Source organism: Parafrankia sp. FMc2, from assembly GCF_041008525.1.
Classification (GTDB): Bacteria; Actinomycetota; Actinomycetes; order Frankiales; family Frankiaceae; genus Parafrankia.
This window is the reverse complement of record NZ_JBFLUG010000001.1, coordinates 87,246-111,023: the sequence shown is the minus strand read 5'-3', so window position 1 is coordinate 111,023 and position 23,778 is coordinate 87,246. Positions and strand designations below refer to the sequence as shown.

20 protein-coding genes and 4 tRNA genes are annotated in these 23,778 nt (G+C 70.2%); 19 read left to right on the top strand and 5 right to left on the bottom strand.

What is annotated here, in order from left to right; translation table 11 throughout:
- Positions 1 to 149 precede the first annotated feature (149 nt).
- The gene (locus AB1460_RS00545; RefSeq protein ID WP_368958524.1) at positions 150 to 638 is read right to left on the bottom strand and encodes a YajQ family cyclic di-GMP-binding protein; all 489 of its coding nucleotides are present in this window, start codon (positions 636 to 638) and stop codon (positions 150 to 152) included.
- Between the two features lie 131 nt (positions 639 to 769).
- On the opposite strand from AB1460_RS00545, the gene AB1460_RS00540 reads away from it, so the two are divergent.
- The 3 genes from AB1460_RS00540 (at position 770) to AB1460_RS00530 (ending at position 2,023) form a co-directional block, all read left to right on the top strand.
- A tRNA-Tyr gene (locus AB1460_RS00540) sits at positions 770 to 854 on the top strand.
- Positions 855 to 1,034: 180 nt separating this feature from the next.
- Positions 1,035 to 1,562, top strand: coding sequence for an orotate phosphoribosyltransferase (gene pyrE / locus AB1460_RS00535; protein ID WP_368958523.1), 528 nt, complete (start codon positions 1,035 to 1,037; stop codon positions 1,560 to 1,562).
- A gap of 2 nt (positions 1,563 to 1,564) precedes the next feature.
- Entirely contained in the window at positions 1,565 to 2,023 is a 459-nt protein-coding gene (locus AB1460_RS00530) for a gamma-glutamylcyclotransferase family protein (protein WP_368958522.1), read from the top strand.
- Positions 2,024 to 2,057: 34 nt separating this feature from the next.
- On the opposite strand, the gene AB1460_RS00525 is transcribed toward AB1460_RS00530, so the two are convergent.
- Together AB1460_RS00525 and AB1460_RS00520 are read right to left on the bottom strand one after the other, a co-directional pair.
- Positions 2,058 to 2,933 carry a DUF7144 family membrane protein gene (locus tag AB1460_RS00525; RefSeq protein ID WP_368958521.1) on the bottom strand — a complete coding sequence of 292 codons (876 nt, stop codon included), beginning with the start codon at positions 2,931 to 2,933 and terminating at the stop codon, positions 2,058 to 2,060.
- 132 nt (positions 2,934 to 3,065) lie between these two features.
- Entirely contained in the window at positions 3,066 to 4,763 is a 1,698-nt protein-coding gene (locus AB1460_RS00520; protein ID WP_368958520.1) for a GH25 family lysozyme, read from the bottom strand.
- Positions 4,764 to 5,148: 385 nt separating this feature from the next.
- Between AB1460_RS00520 and AB1460_RS00515 the strand changes: the two genes are divergently transcribed.
- From AB1460_RS00515 to AB1460_RS00495, 5 genes are all read left to right on the top strand, one after another.
- A tRNA-Thr gene (locus tag AB1460_RS00515) sits at positions 5,149 to 5,221 on the top strand.
- A gap of 95 nt (positions 5,222 to 5,316) precedes the next feature.
- Positions 5,317 to 5,393 (top strand) — tRNA-Met (locus tag AB1460_RS00510).
- A 95-nt stretch (positions 5,394 to 5,488) separates the two neighbouring features.
- A complete protein-coding gene (gene rpmG / locus AB1460_RS00505) occupies positions 5,489 to 5,653 on the top strand; it encodes a 50S ribosomal protein L33 (protein ID WP_018638491.1) in 165 nt (54 codons plus the stop codon).
- Positions 5,654 to 5,979: 326 nt separating this feature from the next.
- The gene (locus AB1460_RS00500) at positions 5,980 to 6,435 is read left to right on the top strand and encodes a MaoC family dehydratase N-terminal domain-containing protein (protein ID WP_368958519.1); all 456 of its coding nucleotides are present in this window, start codon (positions 5,980 to 5,982) and stop codon (positions 6,433 to 6,435) included.
- Between the two features lie 21 nt (positions 6,436 to 6,456).
- Positions 6,457 to 6,885 carry a MaoC family dehydratase gene (locus AB1460_RS00495; RefSeq protein ID WP_368958518.1) on the top strand — a complete coding sequence of 143 codons (429 nt, stop codon included), beginning with the start codon at positions 6,457 to 6,459 and terminating at the stop codon, positions 6,883 to 6,885.
- 154 nt (positions 6,886 to 7,039) lie between these two features.
- On the opposite strand, the gene AB1460_RS00490 is transcribed toward AB1460_RS00495, so the two are convergent.
- Positions 7,040 to 8,248, bottom strand: coding sequence for a pyridoxal phosphate-dependent aminotransferase (locus AB1460_RS00490; RefSeq protein WP_368958517.1), 1,209 nt, complete (start codon positions 8,246 to 8,248; stop codon positions 7,040 to 7,042).
- Positions 8,249 to 8,510: 262 nt separating this feature from the next.
- Here AB1460_RS00490 and AB1460_RS00485 point away from each other — a divergent pair.
- The 11 genes from AB1460_RS00485 to AB1460_RS00435 all read left to right on the top strand — a co-directional run bounded on the left by AB1460_RS00485 (position 8,511) and on the right by AB1460_RS00435 (position 22,504).
- Positions 8,511 to 8,583: transfer RNA gene (locus tag AB1460_RS00485), tRNA-Trp, on the top strand.
- A gap of 32 nt (positions 8,584 to 8,615) precedes the next feature.
- On the top strand, positions 8,616 to 8,879 hold the full coding sequence (gene secE / locus AB1460_RS00480) for a preprotein translocase subunit SecE (RefSeq protein WP_018638487.1): 264 nt from the start codon (positions 8,616 to 8,618) through the stop codon (positions 8,877 to 8,879).
- A gap of 234 nt (positions 8,880 to 9,113) precedes the next feature.
- Positions 9,114 to 9,896 (top strand): transcription termination/antitermination protein NusG, encoded by a 783-nt coding sequence (gene nusG / locus AB1460_RS00475; protein WP_368958516.1) that lies wholly within the window; start codon positions 9,114 to 9,116, stop codon positions 9,894 to 9,896.
- A 35-nt stretch (positions 9,897 to 9,931) separates the two neighbouring features.
- Positions 9,932 to 10,366 carry a 50S ribosomal protein L11 gene (gene rplK, locus AB1460_RS00470; protein ID WP_071083859.1) on the top strand — a complete coding sequence of 145 codons (435 nt, stop codon included), beginning with the start codon at positions 9,932 to 9,934 and terminating at the stop codon, positions 10,364 to 10,366.
- A 163-nt stretch (positions 10,367 to 10,529) separates the two neighbouring features.
- Positions 10,530 to 11,243, top strand: coding sequence for a 50S ribosomal protein L1 (rplA, locus tag AB1460_RS00465; RefSeq protein WP_368958515.1), 714 nt, complete (start codon positions 10,530 to 10,532; stop codon positions 11,241 to 11,243).
- 476 nt (positions 11,244 to 11,719) lie between these two features.
- A complete protein-coding gene (gene rplJ, locus AB1460_RS00460) occupies positions 11,720 to 12,286 on the top strand; it encodes a 50S ribosomal protein L10 (protein WP_071083861.1) in 567 nt (188 codons plus the stop codon).
- Between the two features lie 180 nt (positions 12,287 to 12,466).
- Positions 12,467 to 12,859, top strand: a complete 393-nt coding sequence (gene rplL, locus AB1460_RS00455; protein WP_018638482.1) for a 50S ribosomal protein L7/L12 — start codon at positions 12,467 to 12,469, stop codon at positions 12,857 to 12,859.
- A gap of 1,213 nt (positions 12,860 to 14,072) precedes the next feature.
- A complete protein-coding gene (gene rpoB / locus AB1460_RS00450) occupies positions 14,073 to 17,498 on the top strand; it encodes a DNA-directed RNA polymerase subunit beta (RefSeq protein ID WP_368958514.1) in 3,426 nt (1,141 codons plus the stop codon).
- A gap of 207 nt (positions 17,499 to 17,705) precedes the next feature.
- Complete coding sequence (locus AB1460_RS00445) at positions 17,706 to 21,596, top strand: DNA-directed RNA polymerase subunit beta' (protein WP_368958513.1); 3,891 nt, start codon at positions 17,706 to 17,708, stop codon at positions 21,594 to 21,596.
- 174 nt (positions 21,597 to 21,770) lie between these two features.
- Positions 21,771 to 22,070, top strand: a complete 300-nt coding sequence (locus AB1460_RS00440) for a type II toxin-antitoxin system CcdA family antitoxin (protein ID WP_368958512.1) — start codon at positions 21,771 to 21,773, stop codon at positions 22,068 to 22,070.
- Positions 22,067 to 22,504, top strand: coding sequence for a PIN domain-containing protein (locus AB1460_RS00435; protein ID WP_368958511.1), 438 nt, complete (start codon positions 22,067 to 22,069; stop codon positions 22,502 to 22,504). Before AB1460_RS00440 ends, AB1460_RS00435 begins: the two co-directional genes overlap by 4 nt.
- 83 nt (positions 22,505 to 22,587) lie before the next feature.
- Here AB1460_RS00435 and mug read toward each other — a convergent pair whose 3' ends face one another.
- On the bottom strand, positions 22,588 to 23,337 hold the full coding sequence (mug, locus tag AB1460_RS00430) for a G/U mismatch-specific DNA glycosylase (RefSeq protein WP_368958510.1): 750 nt from the start codon (positions 23,335 to 23,337) through the stop codon (positions 22,588 to 22,590).
- Positions 23,338 to 23,778 lie beyond the last annotated feature (441 nt).

Below are 23,778 nucleotides of genomic sequence, written 5' to 3'. Positions count from 1 at the left end.
CCTACGTCGGACATCCGCGCTTCGGGCGGCGGCCAACACAACGGTCGGCGAGCGGCGGATGGTGCGGGTCGGCCCCGTACGCCGGCTGACCGGGGCCGCCGGGCCACGTCGGGCCGGCGGGACCCCGGCCGGGCAGCCGAGGTGGGGCGTCAGCGGTAGTTGACGAACTGCAGCGGAACCTCGAAGTCCTCCGCCTTGAGCAGTGCGATGACGCGCTGCAGGTCGTCCCGCTTCTTGCCGGTCACCCGCAACTGGTCACCCTGGATCTGCGCCTGCACCCCCTTGGGCCCGTCGGCGCGGATCTTCTTGGCGATCGTCTTGGCCTTCTCGTCCGCGATGCCCTGCTGCACGGTGACGGTCAGCCGGTACTCCTTGCCGGACTGCCGCGGCTCGCCGTACTCGAGGCTCTTGAGCGAGATGCCGCGCTTCACGCACTTCTCCTGCAGGACGTCCAGGACTGCCTTCACCCGCTCCTCGCTGTTGGCCTGCAGCTGGATCGCCTCGCCGCTCAGCTCCGCGGAGGCGCCGGTGTCCCGGAAGTCGAACCGGGTCCGGATCTCCTTCGCGGTCTGGTTGACGGCGTTGTCGATCTCCTGGGTGTCGACCTTGCTCACGATGTCGAAGGACGGATCTGCCACGGGCACGGACCTCCTGGGTCGGGTCGCTCGGTGCGGCCTGGCGCACCGAGACGTGGTTCGGGCATCGGCCGGGATGTTCGGGGGCCCCTCCCGTCGTACTGCTCCGGGTAACCGGTATGCTTGCCGAACACGGCAGGTTGCCCGAGCGGCCAAAGGGAGCGGTCTGTAAAACCGTCGGCTGAGCCTACGATGGTTCGAATCCATCACCTGCCACCACCCCGGTTCGTCCGGGGGACACGCGTCTGACGAAGGCCCGGAAGATTTCTCTCCGGGCCTTCGTCATGTCCGGCGGTCGTCATGCCCGCAGGTTCGCGCGGTATGCGTGCCGGCGGTCCGAACCTGCGGAGCCGGCCGGCCCGGGGAACCAGGGACGGCCGGCCCGTAGAGTCGGTCGGTGTGGCCGACATCGACACACTGGCCGTCCGTGTCCGGGCGGCATCTCATCTGACCGGCACCTTCGTGTTGCGGTCAGGTCGCACCAGTACGGAGTACTTCGACAAGTACCTCTTCGAGGCCGACCCCGTCCTGCTCGCCGACATCGTGGCCGCGATGGCCGTACATCTGCCTCCCGGCACGGATCTTCTGGCGGGCCTGGAGCTGGGCGGCGTCCCGCTCGCGACGCTGCTCTCGGCCCGGACCGGCCTGCCGGCGCGGTTCGTCCGGAAGAAGGCGAAGGAGTACGGGACCCGGCGGATCGCCGAGGGTGGCGTGGTCGAAGGTCGCCGCATTGTCCTGGTCGAGGACGTCGTGACCAGCGGCGGCGCCGTCCTGGACGCCACCCGCGTGCTGCGGGAGGAGGGTGCGGTCGTCGAGGACGTCCTGTGTGTGATCGATCGGCAGGAGGGCGGACGGGAGCGCCTGGCCGACATCGGCCTGACCCTGCGCCCGGTGCTGACCCGGGTCGACCTCGACGCGGCGGGATAGCCGTGCCCGCGCTCTCCCCGGACGGCGGCGGGCTGGCGGAGCCGGTGCTGTTCGCCTACGGAACGCTGCGCTTCGCCGAGGTTGTCGAGGCGCTGCTCGGGCGGCGTCCGGCCATGACCTCCGGGGCGGTCCCGGGGTGGCGGGCCGCGGCACTGCGGGGGCGGAGCTACCCGGGCCTGGTCCCGGCCGCCGCCGATGTGCTGTGCCCGGGGACCTGCCTGCGCGGTCTCACCCGAGCGGAGCGTGAGCTGCTCGACCTGTTCGAAGGTGAGCCCTACGAACCGCGGGACGTCCCGCTGGCCGAGGGCGGACGGGCTGTCGCCTACCTGTGGCGCAGTCCGGCGGAGGTGGAGACGGGGGACTGGGACATCGCCGTCTTCGAGGCCGAGCACCTCGCCGGGTTCATCGACCACTGCCTGGAGTGGCGCCGGCAGGTGGACGTGCCGAGGCCGCCGCGGTGACAGGTCCGCGACGGCCTCGGCGGTCAGGGGCCTGCTAGCGGTCCGCGGGCGGTGGGCGCTCGTTGCTCCAGCGACCGGAGCCGGAATCCGGCCCGGTGCCGCCCGTCCCCCCGGGCGCAGGCCGGTAGCCGGACTTGGGGCGTCGCGTTCCGGCGCTCGGGTCGGTCGTTCCCGCGGGGAAGCGGCCACCGGCGTCGCCGGCCATACCGACTCCCCGGTCGTCCCCGGTGCTACCGGTGTTTCCGACCGCGCGGTCACCGGCCGACCGGCTGCCCGCAGAGCCCGGTCGGTCCGAGGTCGGCTCGAAGAAGTCGTCGCCGGGGTCCCCCGATCGGCCCGGGTCCCCCGATCGGCCCGCGCCGGAGGCATCCCCGCCGGCGCGCATGCCGCCACCGCCAGGCCCCGTGGCGCTGCCCGCGTAGGCGCCTGTCCGCGACCGCGTCGACGCGCCGCGCGTCACGCCGGGCCGGTCACCCGGGTAGGGCTCGACCGCGCCGCCCGGACGTCCCCGCGTCTGGTAGGTGGCCAGCGCGTAGATCACCAGGATGTCGATCGCGATGATGATGACCGACCACACCGGGAACGCGGCGAGGAAGGCCAGCTGGCCGATCGCGTTCAGCGCGGCGATCACGATGCCGACCCAGCGGGCGAGCTCGTTGCCGGCCGCGATGCCGACCGCGATGACCATCTGGACGACGCCGAACGCGATCCACAGCCAGCCCCAGAAGGAGGTGCTGGCGTAGATCACCCCGGTGCCGGTCGAGGTGGAGTAGAGGTTGTCGACCACCACGATGTAGTCGCGCAGTGCCGCTATGCCGTAGATGAGGTTGTGGAAACCGACGATGAACATGATGACGGCGGCAAAGAGCAGCCATCCGTCGGTATTGCGTGCCTGCCGCAGATCTACCATCTGATCCTCCCGGCTGCGCGGCAACGCTGCTTGTAGCCGAGCGGCCACACACCGCCGCACCCGGGCCAGATACCCCCCGTGAGTCGATGTCACTCCCCTCCGGCGAGGCCTCAGGGCGCCTCCGGTGAGGTCTCAGGGCGCCCCGGCGGGGAGGAGGGTCACCGCGTTCGTGGCGGCCGTCCATCGCAGCGTGCCGAACTGGAAGGCGCTCTCCCGCCCGCCCGGTACCGAGTACTCGTCCGTCACCGGCAGACCCAGCGCGGACGTCGAGCCGCCGAGCTCCAGGTAACGGCGCAGGATCAGGCCGTGGACCTCGTGCGCGCCGGTCGCCGGGTGCCAGTAGATCCAGCCGCCCTGGAACATCGCCTGGTGCGTCCCGGGTGCCGTGGCCCACTCGACGTCGCTCAGCGGGCGCTGCAGGAAACCGTTGCTGCCGCCCAGCTCCAGGTACTTCCTGGCCACCTCCCCGTGCAGCACGCGCGGCCCGGTCGCGACGGACCAGAAGATGAGGCCGTTCGCGAACGGCCGCCAGCGCCCGCCGCCGCCGGCCCGCACCTCGACACCCGTCGGCGCGCCCAGGGAGTACTGAAGGAGGCCGGCCGAGGCGAGGCGGCGGTCGATCTCGGAGAGCGTGCCGTCCGCGAGTCCGGCAAGTTCGGCCGGCGAACAGCACGCGACGTTCATGTCGACGTTTCCGCTGATGCCTGGCACGGTCCCGGAGGAGGTGTACTGCCACATAGCCCACCCGGGCCAGCCGCCGGGCAGCCATCCCGGCGTGGTCTCGTTGTTGTAGAGGGCGAACCAGAACGGGTAGTGCGCGAAGTCGCGGGTGTCCGCCATCTGGTCTGTCCAGAAGGACCGGTAGGTGTAGATGATCGGTGCGCGGCCGGTCTGGGACTCGACCTCCTCCAGGAAGGCCCGCGTCCAGGCGGCGAGGGCCACCGGGTCCAGGCCGCCCGTCGTCTCGATGTCGAGGACCGGCGCCAGGTGCCCCGACATGCGGGTGAGACCGGTCACCGCCAGGAAGTGCCGGGCCTGGTCGACGGCGGTGGAGATCGGGGCCGCCGGGCGGGCGTAGTGGTAGGCACCCACGGTGAGGCCGGCCTGCCGGGCCGCGGTGCGGTCACCGGTGAAGTACGGGTTGGTGTAGTTGGTGCCCTCCGTCGCCTTCACGATCGCGAAGCTCACTCCGGAGCCCTTGACCGCGTTCCAGTCGATCGGGGCCGATCCGGGGTGCTGCCAGGAGGCGATGTCGATGCCCCGCGGCCAGGCGGGGGACGGTTCGGCCAGCAGGATGCGGTCCGGTCCGCCGTCAGCCGGTGCCGAAGCTGCCGCGCCGGGAGCGGGCGGGGCGGGCGGGGCGGGCGTGACCGGCTGCGTGGACGGGGTGGGCTGCCCGGCCGCGGTCGGCTCGCCGACGGCCTGCGCCGTGCCCGCGGACAGCGCGACCGCGGTGACGGCGACCGTCGCCGCGCCCAGGACGCGCGCGGAGAACCGGCCCGTGTTGCGCAGCCGCCACGTCGCCACCGAGGAGTCGACGGCGGCGCGGGTAGCCCCGCTGGGGGACTGCGGCCGGGCGTGGGTGGCGGCGGGGGCAGGACGTACGAGGCGCGGCGGAGCTGTCCGGGTCTGCTGTCGGCTGTGGAAGGCGGCGTGCAGCGTCTCGAAGGAGGTCCCCGCCGGCAGGGAGGCACCGGCCGGGACAGGTACTCCGGCCAGCGGAGGTAGGGCCCGCGACGCGGCGGGGTGTCCCGCCTGCTGGGCGTGCAGGACGACGGGTGCCGCCTCCGGGGATCCGGAGTCTCGGGCGGCATGGTGCGAGAGCGGCATGAGCAAACCTCGATGCTGGGCGGCGCGGCTGCTTCGGTAGCACCCGGTGGGCGCGCGTCTGTGGCCAGGCCACACGCTAGGCACTCATGTGATTACTTACAGCTATCAACGGAGGGTGCGTGTCGGCCCCGCCGTCACTGAAGTCCACTGTGGTGCGCCTTTGATACGCCTTCGCCCGGTCCAACCATCACTGCGTGTTGCCCATGAGTCGGAGTGGGCCGTCGCGGTTCGTCACCAGGTGCCGTCACCGGACGCTGGGGTCGGTGGGCAGGTGCCCCGGGGCGGTCGCGGCCCATGGTCGCGCCGTGTCGGCTGTCGCGAAATTTGGTGGGGGGGTGCCCGTCACGATGCCGTCGGCGTCGTGTAACGTGAGTCCCGCGAACACGCCCCTTTAGCTCAGTCGGCAGAGCGTCTCCATGGTAAGGAGAAGGTCTACGGTTCGATTCCGTAAAGGGGCTCGGGCGGTCCGGTGCCGGGTGGGATCGTGATCGGCAGTGGGTGGTACATCCGCTTATACTGTCTCTCGGGTCCTCGCTCGCCGGTGATCCGTCATGGCGGTGTAGCTCAGTCTGGCAGAGCAAGCGGCTCATAATCGCTGTGTCGCCGGTTCAAGTCCGGCCACCGCTACCATCGGGTCGCGGCACACCGTAGTGACCCCCGCGGGGTCCGGTGAGTCGCGGCCCCTTTGGTCTGTAAGCATTCGAGACAGGAAGAGGCCTCCCGCCGTGGCTGCCACCGATGTTCGTCCCAAGATCACACTGGCGTGCCAGGTGTGCAAGCACCGCAACTACATCACGCGGAAGAACCGGCGGAACGACCCCGACCGTCTCGAACTCCGCAAGTTCTGCCCGAACTGCCGTTCGCACACGGAGCACCGCGAAACCCGCTGACCGCGTGGGCACGTAACCGCGCCGGCCGGGCCTCGGCAGCACACACCCCAGGCCCTTCATCGCCAGGCAGGCCGTGCTTTCCGGTTGTCTGCTTCTGACGTTCACCGGGTGGGTCCGGAATCACACCGACCCACCCGGTTTCGTCATTCCCGCGGACGGCTGCCCGGGGCTTTGTCCGCCGGGCGGGCACCACTCCCGATAGGGTGCTGCCCGGTAAGGTGCTGAACCGGCCGGGTGTGACGGTGGCCGGGTGTGACGGTGGCCGGTCCGGGTCACCGTCCAGTCGGGCCGGGCCCGACCGGGCCAGGTCGAGATCGGAGCGCGCGGTGCCGCTGAACCAGGACTTCGTCGGTCGTAGCTACACCTCCGACGTCCCGTTCCAGATCGGCCGCGAGCACATCCGCCAGTTCGCCCGCGCGGTCGGCGACGACAACCCGCTGTACCACGATGTGGAGGCAGCCAAGGCGGCCGGCCACGCCGACCTGCCCGCGCCGCCGACCTTTCTGGTCACCGCGATTCCCGGGAACCTGGGCCTGCCCACCGACGACCCGGCGCTGGGCCTGGACTACACGCTCGTGGTGCACGGCGAGCAGCGCTTCACCCTGCACCGGCCGGTCGTGGCCGGCGACGAGCTGGTGGTGCGGTCCACGCTGGCGTCGATCCGCTCCGTCGGCCGTAACGAGCTGCTGGTGACGTCCTACGAGTTCACCTCGACGAGCGGGGAGCTCGTCGCCGAGGGAACGTGCAGTCTGGTGTCCCGCGGCACGGCGCCGCCGCGGTGACCGGGCAGATCGGAGCTGGGAATGCCGCCCGCCATCACCTATGACGACGTCGATGTCGGCACCGTGATCGGTGACCGGACCTTTTCTCTGCGGCGGTCCGATCTGGTGCGCTACGCCGGCGCTTCCGGCGATTTCAATCCAATTCACTGGAACGAGCGTGCGGCGCGGGAGGCCGGGCTGCCCGGCGTTGTCGCCCACGGCATGCTGACGATGGCCACGGCCGGCCGCCTGGTCACCGACTGGGCCGGCGACCCCGGCGCGGTCGTCGAGTACGGCGTGAAGTTTTCCTCACTGGTCGTCGTGCCCGACGACGACGAGGGCGCCGAGATCTCTGTCCAGGGCATTGTGGAGAAGAAGCTCGATGGCGGGCGGGTGGTGGTGAACCTCACAGTCCGCCACCAGGGTGCCAAGGTACTCATGGCGGCGCGGGCCACCGTCCAGCTCGGCTGACCGCCGCCGCGCTCCGGCGTCCTTGGCGGGCCACTCCCGGCGGCGCACGAGTTCGCACGAGGACTCGGCCACCGAGCCCCGAACCAGCCACTGAACGGACACGGGCCCCGCGGCAGATCGCCGCGGGGCCCGGTGTGCGGGTGGGGGTAGTCGGTCAGGAGGCCTCGGCCAGCAGGGCCGCGAGCCGCCGGACACCCTCGACCAGGTCGTCGTCCCCGAGCGCGTAGGACAACCGGGCGAAACGCGGAGTGCCGAAGGCCTCACCGGGGACGATCGCGACCCCGGCCTCCTCCAGGATGAGCTGGCACAGATCGGCGGATGTCGCCGGAGTGCGCCCGCGCAGGGTCCGGCCGATCACGCCCTCCAGCGAGGGGTACGCATAGAACGCCCCGTCCGGCAGCGGGCACTGCACGCCGGGGATCTGGACGAGCAGCCCGTGCATGGTCTGCCGCCGGCGGTCGAACGCCTTGCGCATCTCGTAGACGGCGTCGAGCGGGCCCGCGACGGCGGCGAGTGCCGCTGCCTGGGCGACGTTCGAGACGTTCGAGGTGGCGTGCGACTGCAGGTTGGTGGCCGCCTTGACGACGTCCAGCGGGGCGATCAGCCAACCGACCCGCCAGCCGGTCATCGCGTACGTCTTGGCCACGCCGTTGACGACGATCCAGCGGTCCGCCAGCTCGGGGGCCTCGACGGGCATCGAGGCGAAGCGGGCGTCGCCGTAGACGAGGTGCTCGTAGATCTCGTCGCTGATGACCCAGACGCCGGCCTCGGCGGCCCACCGGCCGATGGCCCGCACCTCCTCCGGGGTGTGGACGGCGCCAGTGGGGTTCGACGGTGAGCAGAAGAGAAGGACCTTGGTGCGGGGCGTACGGGCTGCTTCCAGCTGCTCGACAGTCACCCGGTAGCCGGATTCCGGGCCGGTCACGACGTCGACGGGGACACCCCCGGCGAGCCGGATCGCCTCGGGGTAGGTCGTCCAGTAGGGCGCCGGCAGGATGACCTCGTCGCCGGGGTCGAGCAGTGTCGCGAACGCCTGGTAGACCGCCTGCTTGCCGCCGTTGGTGATGAGGACCTGGCTCGGCTCGACGACCAGACCGGAATCGCGTCTGGTCTTCTCCGCGACGGCCTCACGCAGCTCGGGCAGGCCCGCGGCGGGGGTGTAGCGGTGCATGCGCGGCTCGCGGCACGCCTTCTCGGCGGCCGCGACGATGTGCTCGGGCGTGGGGAAATCGGGCTCGCCAGCACCGAAGCCGATCACGTCCCTGCCCGCGGCGCGCATCGCCTTGGCGGTCGCGTCGACGGCTAGGGTCGCGGATGGCGCGATGCCCGCGATGCGGTGGGAGATCCTGCTCATGGTCGCCATGCTGCCACGGGAGAGCGTCCACGGGCTGGCCCGTCCGGCCCGTCCTGGGGCGACCTGCGGACGTCCGGGAGTACCGTGCGGCGAGCTCCCCGGCCATGAAGGGGTATGCTCGATCCGCTCGGTCTGTCGGCCCCGCTTACGGCCCATCTCAGCGGAACGATGGTCCCGGGAGGATCGGCGCGCGGAGTGTGGCGCGGCGTCCTCGGAGGATCCGTTCGGGAGGTGTTCAGTAGTGGAACCGTCAGGGCTCCGGGTACGTCTAAGGGGCGTGGCTCAATTGGTAGAGCACCGGTCTCCAAAACCGGCGGTTGCAGGTTCGAGTCCTGTCGCCCCTGCGTTGGACCGACGAACGAGTGGGTGGAGCTGAGTGGCGACCGATACACGTGACGCGGCACCGCGGGCCAACCGGTCCGCGCGGGCCGACCGTCGTCGGTCGCCGTTCTCGATTCTCCGCAGGATTCGTCAGTTCGTCCGCGAGGTCATCGGGGAGCTTCGCAAGGTTGTCTACCCGGGTCGGAGCGAGCTGATCACCTATGTGGTCGTGGTGCTTGTCTTCGTCACGGTCATGACGGCCTTCGTGGCCAGCCTCGACTTCGGCCTGACGAAGGCGGTCATCGCGGTCTTCGGCTGACACCTGGAGCCGTCACGGGCACCGGGGCCGGGTCGACGTCACCGTCGGCGAGGTTCGGCGCGTGGCCCGGTCCGGGTTCGTCCGGTCGTCCGGTGTGGCCATGGTCCATCCCGGCGGGGCGGGCCGGGTGCCGCGGGCGTTCGTGGCTCGCAGCCGTACCGTCGCCCCGGGCCAATGACCGCCGATGAGAGAACCACCCACAGTCGCACTGTCCACGAGAGAAGGATCGGCCGCGTGTCCCAGTCTCCCGAGCACGCCTCCTCCGAGCAGGGGGAGGCCCTCGACCGTCTCGACCCCATTGCGGCGTTCGAGCGTGACGAGGTCGCGAGCACGGATGCCGCGGCCGCACCCGACACCGACGGCGAGGAGTCGGCGGACGCCGCCGCCTCCGCGCCCTCCTCGGCCCAGCCCGAGCCGCTCGCGGCAACCGGCCCGGACGCCGACGACGATGCGGACGACCTGCTCCGCGCGTTGGAGGAGGCCCCCGGCGAGTGGTACGTGGTGCACTCCTACGCCGGCTACGAGAACAAGGTCAAGACGAACCTCGAGACCCGGATCTCCAGCCTCAACATGGAGGACTACATCTTCCAGATCGAGGTGCCGACCGAGGAGGTCCCGGTCGTCAAGAACGGCAAGCGCCAGCTTGTCCAGCAGAAGAAGTACCCCGGGTACATCTACGTCCGGATGGATCTCACCGACCAGTCCTGGTCGGCGGTCCGGAACACGCCGGGTGTGACCGGGTTCGTCGGCCTGACGAACCGGCCGTCGCCGCTGCGCCGCGAAGAGGTGGTCTCCATCCTCGCGCCGGCTGCGCCGAAGGAGAAGAAGGTCGAGACGGTCAAGGCCCAGGAGTTCGAGGTCGGGGAGTCCGTCACGGTCATGGACGGCCCGTTCGCCACCCTGCCTGCCACCATCAGCGAGATCAACCTCGACGCGCAGCGCCTGAAGGTGCTCGTCTCCATCTTTGGTCGGGAGACGCCGGTCGAGCTGCAGTTCAACCAGGTCGCGAAGATCTGATCCGCTCCGTAGAACTCCGGTAGGAAGACGAACAGATGCCTCCCAAGAAGAAGAAGATCACTGCGCTGATCAAGCTCCAGATCAACGCCGGCAAGGCAACCCCGGCGCCGCCGGTCGGCCCCGCGCTGGGCCAGCACGGCGTCAACATCATGGAGTTCTGCAAGCAGTACAACGCGGCCACCGAGTCGCAGACCGGCAACGTCGTGCCGGTCGAGATCACGGTGTACGACGACCGCTCGTTCACCTTCGTCACCAAGACCCCGCCCGCCGCGCGGCTGATCCTCAAGGCTGCCGGCGTCGACAAGGGCAGCGGCACGCCGCACCGGGTGAAGGTCGCGAAGCTGACCCCGGCGCAGGTCCGGGAGATCGCGCAGACGAAGCTCCCGGATCTCAACGCCAACACCCTCGAGGCGGCGGAGAAGATCATCGCGGGTACCGCCCGGTCGATGGGTATCACCGTCGGCGAGTGAGGTCCTCCGCGCGGCAGCGCGGAGTGGAACACGGGGCACCGCGGCGTCTCGCCGCGGTCAGGCCCGCACAGATGTGGGAGGGCCGGCTGGCGGCCCGAGGCGGGGTGGACCCGGCTCGGCGGCGGACCGGACCCGCCAACACCACAGGGAGAACTGAGAGCTCATGAAGCGCAGCAAGGCATACCGCGCCGCGGCCGAGAAGATCGATCTGACCACTCTGTACAGCCCGCTGGATGCCGCTCGGCTGGCCCGGGAGACGTCCTCGACGAAGTACGACGCGACCGTCGAGGTCGCGATCCGCCTCGGTGTGGACCCGCGCAAGGCCGACCAGATGGTCCGCGGCACGGTGAACCTGCCGCACGGCACCGGCAAGTCGCCGCGGGTCGCCGTCTTCGCCGCCGGTGAGAAGGCCGCGGAGGCCACCGCCGCAGGCGCCGACGTCGTCGGCAGCGACGACCTCGTCGCGCGGATCCAGGAGGGCTTCCTGGACTTCGACGCCACCGTCGCGACCCCCGACCAGATGGCGAAGGTCGGCCGGATCGCCCGTATCCTCGGCCCGCGCGGTCTCATGCCCAACCCGAAGACCGGCACGGTCACCCTCGACGTGGCCAAGGTGGTCGGCGACATCAAGGGCGGTAAGATCAACTTCCGGGTCGACAAGCAGGGCAACCTGCACATCGTCATCGGCAAGGTCAGCTTCTCGGAGAACCAGCTGATCGAGAACTACACCGTGGCGCTGGACGAGATCGTCCGGGTGAAGCCGTCGGCCGCCAAGGGGCGCTACCTGAAGAAGGTCACCTTCGCGACCACGATGGGCCCGGGCATCCCGGTGGACCCGAACCGGACCCGTAACCTCCTGGAGGAGACCCCGGCCTGACCGGGAGGCGGGGCCTGCTCTCGCCCCCGTGACGGGGCCGGGCAGGGAATGACGGCGCAGGGGCCGTACCGTTCGCGGTACGGCCCCTTTGTGCGTTCGTGGTGCTGGTGCTGGTGCTGGTGCTGGTGATCTGGAGCCGCCTGGAGCCGGTGCGGCCGCCGCCGTTCCGCCTGCGGAGCCTGCTACGATGACCAACAGTTCCACACCGAAGACCGCTGGTCGTTCTCCACCTCTCCAGGATCCCGGCAGCTGCCGGGCCCGAAAGGTTGGAGGCCGAAGGCTCGGGATTCCCGGGCGGCCTGCGCAGGTGGCGAACGGGAAGTCGCCATGAAGACCGTCAGGATCGTTGCCTCCCACCAGGGTGGTCGGCAGCATTCAGGACGCCGTCGGATCTCTGACGCCCCGCGCCTCTGCGCCGGGGCGTTCGTCGTTTCCGAGGCCTGTCGGCATGGCCGGCCGACCCCTGAAGGAGCCCGATGGCGAACTCGGAGAAGACCGCCGCCGTGGCGGAGATCGCCGAGGAGTTCCGTGGTTCGACCGCCGCGGTGCTGACGGAGTACCGCGGCCTCACGGTGAGCCAGCTCACCGAGCTGCGTCGCGCGCTCGGCGAGACCACCCGGTACGCGGTGGTCAAGAACACCCTCACCAAGATTGCTGCAGCGCAGGCCGGCGTGTCCGGTCTCGACGACCTGCTCGTCGGCCCGACGGCCGTCGCCTTCGTCGGCGGCGACCCGGTCGAGGCGGCGAAGGGTCTGCGGGACTTCGCCCGCGCCAACCCGGCCCTGATCGTCAAGGGCGGCGTCGTCGAGGGCAAGGCGCTGTCCGCGGAGGAGATCCGCAAGCTCGCAGACCTGGAGTCCCGCGAGGTCCTGCTGGCCAAGCTGGCCGGCGCGATGAACGGCTCCCTGGCGAAGGCTGTCGGCCTGTTCGCGGCCCCGCTGTCGCAGGTCGCCCGGCTCAGCGAGGCGCTGCGCGCGCAGCGGCAGGAGGCGGCTGGCGCGGAGCCGGCTGCCGCCGAGCCGGCCGTCGCCGTCGACGCCTGAGCGATCTCCGCTCGATGCGCCGGATCCGATCGATCCCAGGGATCCGGCGCGGGCGACCTGATCTGCACCGGGTGGCCTGACCCACCTCGGGCCGCCCACCACGGACCACCCCTCTGACGAATGCCCGGCCGACCGGGCACCGGTTCATCTGACCGGCATGACAAGGAAGGAACCGCCACCATGGCGAAGCTTTCGACCACCGAGCTGCTCGACGCGTTCAAGGAGATGACCCTCCTGGAGCTCTCCGAGTTCGTGAAGCAGTTCGAGGACACCTTCGGCGTGACCGCGGCCGCGCCGGTCGCCGTCGCGGCCGCCCCGGCTGCCGGTGGCGCCGGCGGCGAGGCCGCCGCCGCTGAGGAGCAGGACGAGTTCGACGTGATCCTGGAGTCTGTCGGCGACAAGAAGATCCAGGTCATCAAGGAGGTCCGCGCGCTCACGAGCCTGGGCCTCAAGGAGGCCAAGGACCTCGTCGACGGCGCGCCCAAGCCCGTCCTGGAGAAGGTTGCCAAGGAGGCCGCGGAGAAGGCCAAGGCGGCCCTCGAGGGCGCTGGCGCCTCGGTCACCGTCAAGTAGTTCCCCTGGGTGCCGATCGCGGCACCCAGGCCCGGCAGGGAGCACCTTCGGGGCGGGCGCCGAGACGTCCGCGCCCGGGCTCCCGCGCTTGGCCGCCCGGTCGGGCCCCGGCTGCCCGACCAGAACGCATCGAAGCCCCGCCCCGGTTCTCCGGGGCGGGGCTTCGTCGTAGCCTCGTCGTTGCCGGCAGGCCGCGTCAGAGCCCGGCACGGGGCGCCATGGGTGGTAAGACCTAGGTGACGTCCGCCGGTCGGCCACGGGGCTTGTGCGGCCGAGGGCGCGGATCATCGGCGCGTCCCGCCGGGCGCCGCGCTCGCTCGTCCGAGCTGTCAGGACTGCCGGGCTCATGCACGAATGGCCTTTTCACGCCGCATGTTCGGGATCGGCCGACGCGCCGTCGCGGGGCGGGGCGGTCGGGCTGGCGAGCGAGCCGGGGGCGGGGGATCCTGCCGAGCAGGGGATTGCGCTCGTGACGATGTTGCCTCCGAGACCTTGACGAGCTCCCGGGCAACGGAGTTCCATCATTTCGCGAACCTTCGTAGGGAAGCAGCGCGCGACGTACCGATGCCTCGTCCTTGCCAGCAGTGAAGCCTTCGGCTACACTGCTAGTTTGCGCTGTCTTTCTCGTTGCATCGGGCTCGTCGGTAACACGTTCGACATCGGGATCCGGCCCCTTCGGGTGATCGGATTCGCGCCGCGGGGCGGTCCGCGGTCCTCTGGCCAATGGCCGAGCACCTGCCGCCTCAGCGGGTTCGGGGTGACGCGAGAGCGGCGTGGTCGTGCCTCGTCAGTGAGCACGGCGGCCCGGCTGTCCGCATCGAGACCCGAACGAGACTTCTCGCCCTTGCACCGACACGTCGATTTGAGATCGCCGCGCCGGCGGCGCGTGGACGTTCCCCGCGCCTGCCGATCAGACCCGCGGCGGCTTCGTCGCGCCCGGATCCGGCCCTGCGCGGTCGGTACGGGCCCCGCATGGACGCCTGCCCCGCACGGCTCGACCGCACGGCCGCGTCGGCGTCCGCGAGGGCGAGCGCCGTCCGGCGGATCACCGCAGCGGCGAAGGAGTCCTCACCTCGGGATCCTCGCATTGCCGGGGTACCCCCCGCCGATGTTCCGCATAACCGTAGCGAGACACTGATCACCTGACCACCCCCAAACGGATCCTTGACATCCGCGACGCCAGCCCCACGATCAGGCCACCGGAAGGACCACCTTGGCCGCCTCGCGTTCCGCCCCCCGCATCTCGTTCGCAAAGATCATCGAGCCTCTCGAGGTCCCGGATCTTCTCGCCCTGCAGACGCAGTCCTTTGATTGGCTGATCGGTAACGACGTCTGGGCGGAGCGGGTCCAGGAGGCTATCGACGCCGGTAGGGACGACGTCCCCATCACCTCCGGGCTGGAGGAGGTCTTCGAGGAGATCTCTCCGATCGAGGACTTCTCCGGCTCGATGTCCCTGTCCTTCCGGGATCACAGGTTCGAGCCTCCCAAGTACTCCGTCGAGGAGTGCAAGGACAAGGACATGACCTTCTCGGCGCCGCTGTTCGTCACCGCCGAGTTCACCAACAACACCACCGGTGAGATCAAGAGCCAGACGGTGTTCATGGGCGACTTCCCGCTCATGACCCCGAAGGGCACGTTCGTCATCAACGGCACCGAGCGCGTGGTGGTCAGCCAGCTCGTCCGGTCCCCGGGTGTCTACTTCGAGAAGGCGATCGACAAGGCGTCCGACAAGGATCTGTTCTCCTGCAAGGTGATCCCCTCGCGAGGCGCCTGGCTCGAGTTCGAGATCGACAAGCGCGACACCGTCGGCGTGCGCATCGACCGCAAGCGCCGCCAGTCGGTCACCGTGCTGCTCAAGGCGCTGGGCTGGGACGAGGCTCGCATCCTCGAGCGGTTCGGCGACTTCCCGTCGATGCGGGTCACCCTGGAGAAGGACCACACCTCCAGCCAGGACGACGCCCTGCTCGACATCTACCGCAAGCTCCGCCCCGGCGAGCCGCCGACGCGGGAGTCGGCGCAGACCCTGCTGGAGAACCTCTTCTTCAACCCGAAGCGCTACGACCTGGCGAAGGTCGGCCGCTACAAGGTGAACAAGAAGCTGACTCTCGAGGTCGCGCACGACGTCGGCGTCCTCACCGAGGACGACGTGGTCCGGACGATCGAGTACATCGTCAAGCTGCACGCCGGCCAGGACCAGGACAACTACGAGGTCGACGACATCGACCACTTCGGCAACCGGCGGCTGCGCACCGTCGGCGAGCTCATCCAGAACCAGGTCCGGCTCGGCCTGGCCCGGATGGAGCGCGTCGTCCGTGAGCGCATGACCACGCAGGACGTCGAGGCGATCACGCCGCAGACCCTGATCAACATCCGGCCGGTCGTCGCCTCCATCAAGGAGTTCTTCGGCACCAGCCAGCTTTCCCAGTTCATGGACCAGACCAACCCGCTGGCCGGTCTGACCCACAAGCGCCGCCTGTCGGCGCTGGGCCCCGGCGGTCTGTCCCGGGAGCGGGCCGGCTTCGAGGTCCGCGACGTGCACCCCAGCCACTACGGCCGGATGTGCCCGATCGAGACGCCGGAAGGCCCGAACATCGGTCTGATCGGCTCGCTGTCGACGTTCGCGCGGGTCAACCCGTTCGGCTTCGTCGAGACCCCGTACCGCAAGGTGGAGAACGGCCGGGTCACCGGCCAGATCGACTACCTGACCGCGGACGAGGAGGACCGGCACGTCAAGGCGCAGGCGAACACCCCGCTGAACGCGGACGGCACGTTCGCCGAGGACCGCGTCCTGGTCCGCCGCAAGGGCGGTGAGGTCGAGTTCATCCCGCCGGACGAGGTCGACTACATGGACGTCTCGCCGCGGCAGATGGTGTCCGTCGCGACGGCCATGATCCCGTTCCTCGAGCACGACGACGCCAACCGGGCCCTGATGGGTTCGAACATGCAGCGGCAGTCGGTTCCGCTGCTGCGTTCCGAGGCTCCGCTGGTGGGCACCGGCATGGAGGCCCGGGCGGCCAAGGACGCCGGCGACGTCGTCGTCTGCGCCCAGGCCGGTGTGGTCGAGGACCTGTCGGCCGACTACATCACCGTCATGCACGACGACGGGACGCGGCGCACCTACCGGCTGGCGAAGTTCCGCCGGTCGAACCAGGGCACCTGCATCAACCAGAAGCCGATCGTGTTCGAGGGGGACAGGGTCGAGGCCGGCCAGGTCATCGCGGACGGCCCATGCACCGACAACGGCGAGATGGCGCTGGGCAAGAACCTGCTCGTCGCCTTCATGCCGTGGGAGGGGCACAACTACGAGGACGCGATCATCCTCTCCCAGCGGCTGGTCCAGGACGACGTCCTCTCCTCGATCCACATCGAGGAGCACGAGGTCGACGCCCGGGACACCAAGCTGGGCCCGGAGGAGATCACCCGGGACATCCCGAACGTTGCCGAGGAGGTCCTGGCCGACCTCGACGAGCGCGGCATCATCCGGATCGGCGCCGAGGTGTCGCCCGGTGACGTGCTGGTCGGCAAGGTCACCCCGAAGGGCGAGACCGAGCTGACCCCGGAGGAGCGCCTGCTCCGCGCGATCTTCGGTGAGAAGGCCCGGGAGGTCCGCGACACCTCGCTGAAGGTGCCGCACGGCGAGTCCGGCAAGGTCATCGGTGTCCGGGTGTTCTCCCGCGAGGACGGCGACGAGCTGCCTCCGGGCGTGAACGAGCTGGTCCGCGTCTACGTGGCCCAGAAGCGGAAGATCACCGATGGTGACAAGCTCGCCGGCCGGCACGGCAACAAGGGCGTCATCGCCAAGATCCTGCCGGTGGAGGACATGCCCTTCCTCCCCGACGGCACCGCGGTGGACGTCGTCCTGAACCCGCACGGCGTGCCGCGCCGGATGAACATCGGCCAGATCCTGGAGACCCACCTCGGGTGGGTCGCCAAGACCGGCTGGCAGGTCGACTCGGGCACCGAGGGCTGGAAGGAGCGCCTGCGCGGTATCGGCGCCGACGCCGCCCCGCCCGGGACGAACGTGGCGACGCCGGTGTTCGACGGCGCCCGCGAGGAGGAGATCACCGGTCTGCTGGACGCCACCCTGCCCAACCGGGACGGCCAGCAGATGATCGGTTCCTCCGGCAAGGCCGAGCTGTACGACGGCCGGACCGGCGAGCCCTACCCGTACCCGGTGGCGGTCGGTTACATCTACATCCTCAAGCTCCTGCACCTGGTCGACGACAAGATCCACGCCCGGTCGACCGGCCCCTACTCGATGATCACGCAGCAGCCGCTCGGTGGTAAGGCGCAGTTCGGCGGCCAGCGGTTCGGTGAGATGGAGGTGTGGGCGCTGGAGGCGTACGGCGCCGCCTACGCCCTGCAGGAACTGCTGACGATCAAGTCCGACGACGTCGTGGGCCGTGTGAAGGTCTACGAGGCGATCGTCAAGGGCGAGAACATCCCGGAACCCGGTATCCCGGAGTCGTTCAAGGTCCTCATCAAGGAGATGCAGTCGCTGTGCCTCAACGTCGAGGTGTTGTCCAGCGACGGCGTCTCGATCGAGATGCGGGACACCGACGAGGACGTCTTCCGCGCGGCGGAGGAGCTCGGTATCGATCTGTCGCGGCGTGAGCCGAGCAGCGTCGAAGAGGTCTGACGTGACGGGGGGCCCGCCCGGTAGCGGCGGGCCGGGCGGCACATGCCCGCCAGGCCCACGCCCACCAGGCACCCGTACCGACCGGCCACGGCCGGTTCCGGCGGGCCCCCGCCCCCGTCCACTCGTGCCACCCGGCCCGGCGCCCACCGGCGCCGACCGGGGGCCCCGGCAGCGTCCCGACTGAGAAAGAGAGAGCAGGCGACAGTCTTGCTGGACGTCAACTTCTTCGACGAGCTGCGCATCGGCCTGGCCACCGCGGACGACATCCGCCAGTGGTCGTTCGGTGAGGTCAAGAAGCCGGAGACGATCAACTACCGCACCCTCAAGCCGGAGAAGGACGGACTCTTCTGCGAGAAGATCTTCGGTCCCACCCGGGACTGGGAGTGCTACTGCGGGAAGTACAAGCGGGTCCGGTTCAAGGGCATCATCTGTGAGCGCTGTGGCGTCGAGGTCACGCGCGCCAAGGTGCGCCGCGAGCGGATGGGCCACATCGAGCTCGCCGCTCCCGTCACCCACATCTGGTACTTCAAGGGTGTGCCGAGCCGGCTCGGCTACCTGCTCGACCTCGCGCCGAAGGACCTCGAGAAGGTCATCTACTTCGCCGCGTACATGATCACCAAGGTCGACATCGACTCCCGGCACCGCGATCTGCCGACGCTCGAGGCCCGGATCGGGGTCGAGAAGCAGCAGCTCGAGGACAAGAAGAACGCCGATGTCGAGACCCGCCAGCGCAAGCTGGAGGAGGACCTCGCGCAGCTCGAGGCCGAAGGGGCCAAGGGCGACGCCCGCCGCAAGGTGCGTGAGTCGGCCGAGCGCGAGATGCGCCAGATCCGCGACCGCTCCCAGCGCAAGATCGACGACCTCGAGCGGGTCTTCGATCGCTTCAAGGGCATGAAGGTCCAGGACCTGGAGCCCGACGAGCTGCTCTTCCGCGAGCTGCGCGACCGGTTCGGCCAGTACTTCGAGGGCGGCATGGGAGCCGAGGCGCTGCAGCGCCGGCTCGCCGACTTCGACCTGGCCGCCGAGGCGGAGTCGCTGCGGGAGACCATCCGCAGCGGCAAGGGGCAGAAGAAGGCCCGTGCGCTCAAGCGGCTCAAGGTCGTCTCGGCGTTCCTGAACACCCGCAACTCCCCGATGGGGATGGTGCTCGACTGCGTCCCGGTCATCCCGCCGGACCTGCGCCCGATGGTGCAGCTCGACGGTGGCCGTTTCGCGACGTCCGACCTGAACGACCTGTACCGCCGGGTGATCAACCGGAACAACCGGCTGAAGCGGCTGCTCGACCTCGGCGCGCCCGAGATCATCGTCAACAACGAGAAGCGGATGCTGCAGGAGGCCGTCGACGCGCTGTTCGACAACGGCCGCCGCGGCCGGCCCGTCACCGGGCCCGGCAACCGCCCGCTCAAGTCGCTGTCCGACATGCTCAAGGGCAAGCAGGGCCGGTTCCGCCAGAACCTGCTCGGCAAGCGCGTCGACTACTCCGGCCGTTCGGTCATCGTCGTCGGCCCGCAGCTCAAGCTGCACCAGTGCGGGCTGCCGAAGCAGATGGCGCTGGAGCTGTTCAAGCCGTTCGTGATGAAGCGGCTGGTCGACCTCAACCACGCGCAGAACATCAAGTCGGCCAAGCGCATGGTCGAGCGGGCCCGCCCCGTCGTGTGGGACGTGCTCGAAGAGGTCATCACCGAGCACCCCGTGCTGCTCAACCGGGCGCCGACCCTGCACCGTCTCGGCATCCAGGCGTTCGAGCCGCAGCTGGTCGAGGGCAAGGCCATCCAGATCCACCCGCTGGTCTGCACCGCCTTCAACGCCGACTTCGACGGTGACCAGATGGCCGTGCACCTGCCGCTGTCCGCGGAGGCGCAGGCCGAGGCCCGGATTTTGATGCTGTCGAGCAACAACATCCTCTCGCCGGCGTCGGGGCGTCCGCTGGCCATGCCGAGCCTCGACATGGTGACCGGGGTGTTCCACCTGTCCCGGATCACCGATGACGAGCTCGGCCAGGGCCGCTACTTCTCCAGCGTGGCCGAGGCGCAGATGGCCTTCGACGCGCGTGAGATCGGGCTGCAGGCCCTGATCAAGGTCCGGCTGCGGGAGAGCACGCCGCCGACCGAGTGGACGCCGCCCGCCGACTGGCTGCCGGGGGACCCGTTCACCCTGGAGACCACGTTCGGGCGCTGCCTGCTCAACGAGGCGCTGCCGGAGGGCTACCCCTTCATCAACGCCCAGCTGAACAAGAAGGCCCAGGCGGCGATCGTCAACGACCTCGCCGAGCGGTACCCGAAGATCCAGGTCGCCGCGACACTGGACGCCCTCAAGAGCGCCGGTTTCTACTGGGCCACCCGGTCCGGTGTGACGGTCGCGATCGAGGACGTCGTGGCACCGCCGAACAAGGCCCAGATCCTCGACGAGTACGAGCAGCGGGCCGAGCGGGTCGAGAAGCAGTTCGGCCGCGGTTTCCTCTCCGACGAGGAGCGCCGCAGCGAACTGGTGCAGATCTGGACCGAGGCGACGAACAAGATCGCCGAGGCCATGGAGGCGAACTTCCCGGAGACCAACCCGGTCTACACACTGGTCAACTCCGGGGCCGCCGGAAACATGATGCAGATCCGGCAGCTCGCCGGCATGCGTGGACTGGTCTCCAACCCCAAGGGTGAGATCATCCCGCGGCCGATCAAGGCGAACTTCCGTGAGGGCCTCACCGTCGTCGAGTACTTCATCTCCACGCACGGTGCTCGTAAGGGTCTCGCCGACACCGCCCTGCGGACCGCGGACTCGGGCTACCTGACCCGTCGTCTGGTGGACGTCAGCCAGGACGTCATCGTCCGCGAGGAGGACTGCGGCACCGAGCGCGGCATCCTCACCCGGATCGCCCGCAAGGGGCCGGACGGGGTGCTGGTGCGGGACCGCTACGCGGAGACCTCCGCGTACGCCCGCTCGCTCGCCTCCGACGCCGTCGACGCCCAGGGCGAGGTCGTCGTCCCGGCCGGCGCCGACGCCGGCGACGTGGTCATCGGCCAGATCATCGAGGCCGGGATCGAGTCGGTGCGGGTCCGCTCGGCGCTCACCTGTGAGTCGCGGATGGGTGTCTGCGCGCAGTGCTACGGCCGTTCGCTGGCCACCGGCAAGCTGGTGGACGTCGGTGAGGCCGTCGGCATCGTCGCCGCGCAGTCGATCGGTGAGCCGGGTACGCAGCTGACGATGCGTACCTTCCACAGCGGTGGCGTCGCCGGTGATGACATCACCCAGGGTCTGCCCCGTGTCGTCGAGCTGTTCGAGGCCCGTAGCCCCAAGGGCAAGGCCCCGATCAGCGAGGTGGTCGGCCGGGTCAAGATCGAGGAGACGGAGAAGACCTTCAAGGTCGTCATCGTCCCCGACGACGGCAGCGAGGAGATCGCCTACCCGGTGTCCCGCCGCTCTCGGCTGCGGGTCCGCGAGGGCGAGCGGGTCGACGTCGGCGCCCAGCTGATCGACGGCGCGGTCGACCCGCACGAGGTGCTGCGCATCCTCGGCCCCCGCCAGGTGCAGCTGCACCTGGTCGACCAGGTGCAGGAGGTGTACCGGTCGCAGGGTGTGTCGATCCACGACAAGCACATCGAGATCATCATCCGCCAGATGCTCAAGCGGGTGAACGTGCTGGAGTCGGGGGAGACCGCGTTGCTGCCCGGCGAGCTCGTCGAGCGCGCCCGGTTCGAGGCTGAGAACCGCCGCGTGGTGGAGACCGGCGGCCAGCCGGCCTCGGCCCGCCCGGTGCTCATGGGCATCACCAAGGCCTCGCTGGCCACGGAGTCGTGGCTGTCGGCGGCGTCCTTCCAGGAGACGACCAGGGTGCTCACCGACGCGGCGATCAACGCCCGCTCGGACTCGCTGGTCGGCCTCAAGGAGAACGTCATCATCGGCAAGCTCATCCCGGCGGGTACCGGCATCTCCCGGTACCGCAACATCCGGGTGGAGCCGACCGACGAGGCACGGGCGGCGATGTACTCGGTCAGTGGCTACGAGGACGGCGGCTCGGTCGAGTACGGCGCGTTCGGTACCGGCTCCGGCCAGGCCGTTCCGCTGGACGAGTTCGACTACCGCAGCTCGGGCGACTACCGCTGACCCGGCCGCGCCGGGTGGGTCGATGGGCCCACCCGGCGCGACGGTGCTGGTCGGTCTGACCTCGCCACGGCCCGGTGTGTCCGCTGCATGCGGCCACACCGGGCCGTTCGCGTTGCCGGGAACGGAGAGCGATCGGCTGGTGGGATCACAGTAGGATCACAGTAGGATTGATCCATGACTCTGGCGGTGATGACGGTGGGCAGGCTCCCGCCAGGCGGTTCCGGTCCGCCGGCGAAGCGCAAGGTGTCGATCACGTTGGACGCCGACCTGGTCGCCGAGCTGGAGGCCGCGGGGGAGAACCTCTCCGCCCAGGTGAACCTCGCCCTGCGCGGCGAGCTCGACCGCCGCCGCCGTCAGCGGGCGCTCGAAGCGCTTGTCGAGCGACTCGACGCCGAGGCCCCCAGGCGCGACCCGGCTGCGGACGAGGAGGAGACCGAGCGGTACATGCGCCTGCTCGGCGGGCCTCCGGCGTGAGGCTTGTGCTGGACGCGGAGGCGGTCAACGCACTCCTCCACCGTGACCATCACAGCCGTGGCCAGGTCCGCAACTCGATGCGGGCTGCCATCCGCCTGCAGCGCGACGTCGTGGTGCCCACCATCGTGCTGGCCGAGCTCTACCGCGGCGCGGGCCGCAGCGCTGCTGTGGACGCCCTGCTGGCGCGGGATGCCGACGCGCTGAGCCTGCGGGACACCGACCGGTCGATGGCCCGGCTTGCCGGCGCGGTGCTCGCCCAGGCCGGCCTCGGCTCCCGGTATCTCGCGGACGCCCACGCGGTGGCCGCGGCGGTGGAGGGCGGCGGCGGGGTGATCCTCACTGGTGACCCGGCCGACCTGGCCCGGCTCGCGGGCCCCTATCCGACCGTCGCCGTCGAGCCCCTCGCCGGCGCCGGTGGCCGCGACAGGTCCTGACCGTGCCGGTCAGTCCGCGGCCGGGCGTCGTGGCGCTGTCCGGGCCAGGCCGTCAAGCCCCTGGACAGAGCTGCGGTGGTCCGTCAGATCGCCTCTGGAGGCGCGGAGACGCCAGGCTCCGTCCCGCCGGACGATGACCGGGCCGGGCCCCCGTACGCCGCCTTGTGGAGCTCGCCGTAGACCCGCACCAGGTCGGGGAGCTGATAGTGGGCGTTGAGGCCGCTGGGGTTGGGTAGCAGCCACACACCGGCCGGCCCGAGGTGCTCCGGCTGGCGGCCCACCTTCGCCGTCCTCCGCCCGAAGCCGATCCGGTAGGCGGCGAGGCCCAGGAACGCCACCCAGTCGGGGCGGATCCGCTCGACCAGCGCCGTGAGTACCGGGACGCCCGCGCGCACCTCGTCGTCGTCGATCTCGTCCGCCCGCGCGGTGGCCCGGTGCACCAGGTTCGTGATGCCGATGCCGCGGGCCCGCAGCTCGTCGGTCTCCGACGGGTGCAGCCGGCGGGAGGTGAACCCGGCCAGGTGCAGGACCGGCCAGAGACGGTTGCTCGGTGTCCCGAAGTGGAACCCGGTCGCCCCGGACTCCAGGGACGGGTTGATGCCGCACAGCAGCACCCGGGTCTCGGACCCGACCAGATCGGGGACGGTCGTGCCGTAGGCGGCCAGCAGCTCCGCGCGGCCGGGCCGGGTCGGGCGGCCGCGTCCATCGCGTCCATCGCGTCCATCGGGTCCATCACGCAGGTCGGAGCCGGACCGGGCCGCGATCGCCGGCCGGGCAGCCGCAGGCGGGGACGGCGGCGGGGAACTGGACACGGACACATCCTTCTCCATCATGGGTACCAGGCTCGACAGGACCCTCGAAACGCGCTGCACCTGGGCGTACGCGGCGGCCGGGGGCGGTTCGCGGGCGTTCGGCGCGAAGGGTGTCCGGTGCTACCAGCCGGCGTCGCTCATGGGCAGCACGGCGGAAACACGCCGGCAGCACACCCGCGGCACGCCGAGTGGGCGCTGGTCGCGCAGCTCGGCGGGAAGGCGCAGGCAGGCCGTCTGTTGCCGAGCGCGGGGTGTCGTGGTCGTCGGGTGATACCCCGTTCGACACTTGACGCGGGCGTGGAGTAATGTTGGCACCTGTGGCTGGAGCCCACGTGGCTCTGGCGTGTGTCCTGCGCCTAGATGTGGCGCCGTGGCGCCGGGAGTCGACCTTTCAGGTCAGGCACCCAGGCCGCCGTCGGTGACTGTCAGGTTCGAGCCGGCTGATGGCCGGGTGGGCGCGCT